The sequence below is a fragment of the Leucobacter chromiiresistens genome, assembly GCF_001477055.1.
GTDB lineage: Bacteria > Actinomycetota > Actinomycetes > Actinomycetales > Microbacteriaceae > Leucobacter > Leucobacter chromiiresistens_A.
Genome location: NZ_LDRK01000136.1, coordinates 1 through 2,046 on the forward strand (window position 1 = coordinate 1; position 2,046 = coordinate 2,046).

Here is a 2,046-nt window from a genome sequence, read left to right on the forward strand (position 1 = left end):
GCCCCGACTCCTGCCTGCCCCGGCCCGGCCCGCTCCCCGGAGCACCAGGAAATGCGACACAAGGTCCGCTCCCAGCTCTTGGGGAGCGGACCTTCTGTCGCATCCTTTCTACTGCTCTCTCCCGAGAGCCGATGCTGCAATCGACGCCCGAAGCCCCGCAAGGACGCGGTGCAGATACTGAATTTGTCGCTCAGGGATGCTGCATTCTCCGCCCGGCGAACTCACTGCGGTCGATGCTGCGTTTACGATCGCGCCATGACAAGGACGAGTCGGCAGACGCGTGAAGGTCGACGTTTCTGAGATCCAGAGCGCAGCGGATCGCTTGTTCGACGCTCTTGCCCAGGTGCCGAATTCCGGTGACGAATCGTGCTCGGACTGCGGCAGCGATGTTGTCGCACGCACCACGCAATTGTTCGTTGAGGAATTCGCACAGGCAGTTCGGACCGAGCAAGAACGAGCACGGAGCACCGCCGAGGCTATGCATGAGTGCGCACATGACTTCAATCAGGTCGAAACCGCACATGTTCAAGAGATCCGCGGCTTCTTGGGGATGATGAGCTGAACGATGAGCACGCAATGGACGGACGAAGACCCTGGCGCAGGTTCGACGGCATCGTTGGCGGGTCTCGCATCAAAGTTCGCGGTGATGAGTGCAGAGTTGGAAGAAGCTCAAGGCGATGTCGCCAGGTGTCTCGAGGTGTTTCCCGAGTACTGGTCCGGGCTCGCGGCATCGGCAGCTCAAGGACGGATCAATGCGATCAAGGTTCGCCTTGTGACGCTCGGTGATGCCGCTGCAGTGGTGAAACGAGCTCTCAACAAGTACGTCGATGAATTGGAGGCGATACAACCTCTTGCGAACGATCAGATCGTCCGACGTGACTTCGCCACGGAGCAGGCGATGGACATTGCGCTCGAACTGAGCGCTCTGCAGGCCACCGGGGGACCTTTCGGAGAGGAAAAGCGAAACGATCTCGAGATGCGGCTCGGAGAAGCTCGCGACGTAGCCGAAGATGCCGTGCGTCGCCTCCTCGACCTTGCAGCGCGCCGACAGGAATCCGATTATACGATCCTGGAGGCCCTGCGGGCGGAGCTTGCGGAGAAGTGGGACCTTCCGCCGGAGGCGTTCCCATCGGATCGCTCCTGCTATCGCAAGCTTCCTATGTTTACGACATGAAGCACTCTTTGGGTGTGAGCACGGACAATTACACCGCCGAGGAACTGATGGACCTGTTCAAGAAGCACCCGTCCGAGATCTTTCCGTTTGCGGTGACCGGCGACTCTGCTGAGTTTCAGGACGGCGCGGTATTCGAACTCTCGGAGACCCTGTTCTTCTTCGACGGTGGAATCGATACCGGAAGGGTGCTCGTCAACACGACGGACACCAGCGTGAAGTTCACCGTCATATCCGACAATTACTTCGATGGCCCGGGTTCCACCATCGAGTTCTCGATCGTCGAGGAAGGTGAAGAGTTTGCTGTGCGGAAAGTCGCGGATGCAGAAGAAGCACAAACCGGACTCGGCTATGCGGGGCCTGCAGGCGCCTACGTTGCCTGGTCACTGCAAGCCGCGAACTTCAGGAATGTGATCAACAAGTACAGTGCGGAGACGAGGTGAGTCACCGGTCCACCCTTTCCCTGATTTGTTTCGGCCCAATCGTGTGCGGTGCGCCAATTTTCCTGTATGTGCTGGGTTACTTCCTTCTCATTGCTCCGGACTTCTCATCGGTGCTTTTCGGACTGCGATGGGGGCTTGTACTGCTCGTCCTCCCCATCGCCACAGTGGGGCTTGTTGTCGGGTTGATCGGGTACGTTTAGCAGAGCCACGCAACGCTTCTTCAACCGGGATCTTCCCGTACCCCATGCACTGATCGTCGGAGCGGGAAGCGGCGCAATCGGGGCGCTTCCGCTCGGTTTCCTCCTCTCTCTCACGGAGTTCGGAGCCGGCCTTGCGATTTCGATCATCGCGAGCGGGATCTACGTCTGCGTGGTGTTCACCGTCTACGTGCTCCTCTGGGAACGGCGCGCGCGACGCTGGGACGACGGCGCG

3 protein-coding genes are annotated in these 2,046 nt (G+C 59.6%); all 3 read left to right on the plus strand.

What is annotated here, in order from left to right; genetic code table 11:
• Positions 1 to 280 precede the first annotated feature (280 nt).
• The 3 genes from NS354_RS12555 to NS354_RS12565 are packed head-to-tail and all read left to right on the plus strand — an operon-like array spanning position 281 to position 1,614.
• Positions 281 to 562 carry a hypothetical protein gene (locus NS354_RS12555; protein WP_058594787.1) on the plus strand — a complete coding sequence of 94 codons (282 nt, stop codon included), beginning with the start codon at positions 281 to 283 and terminating at the stop codon, positions 560 to 562.
• Positions 563 to 565: 3 nt separating this feature from the next.
• Complete coding sequence (locus tag NS354_RS13465; protein ID WP_153002223.1) at positions 566 to 1,174, plus strand: hypothetical protein; 609 nt, start codon at positions 566 to 568, stop codon at positions 1,172 to 1,174.
• Positions 1,175 to 1,188: 14 nt separating this feature from the next.
• Positions 1,189 to 1,614: a hypothetical protein gene (locus tag NS354_RS12565; RefSeq protein ID WP_058594789.1), complete on the plus strand. Its 426-nt coding sequence runs from the start codon at positions 1,189 to 1,191 to the stop codon at positions 1,612 to 1,614.
• The last annotated feature ends 432 nt before the right edge of the window (positions 1,615 to 2,046 follow it).

Excerpts from the sequence above, each read along its gene's own strand:
- NS354_RS13465 (WP_153002223.1), top strand. The coding sequence starts at position 566 with ATGAGCACGCAATGGACGGACGAAGACCCTGGCGCAGGTTCGACGGCA.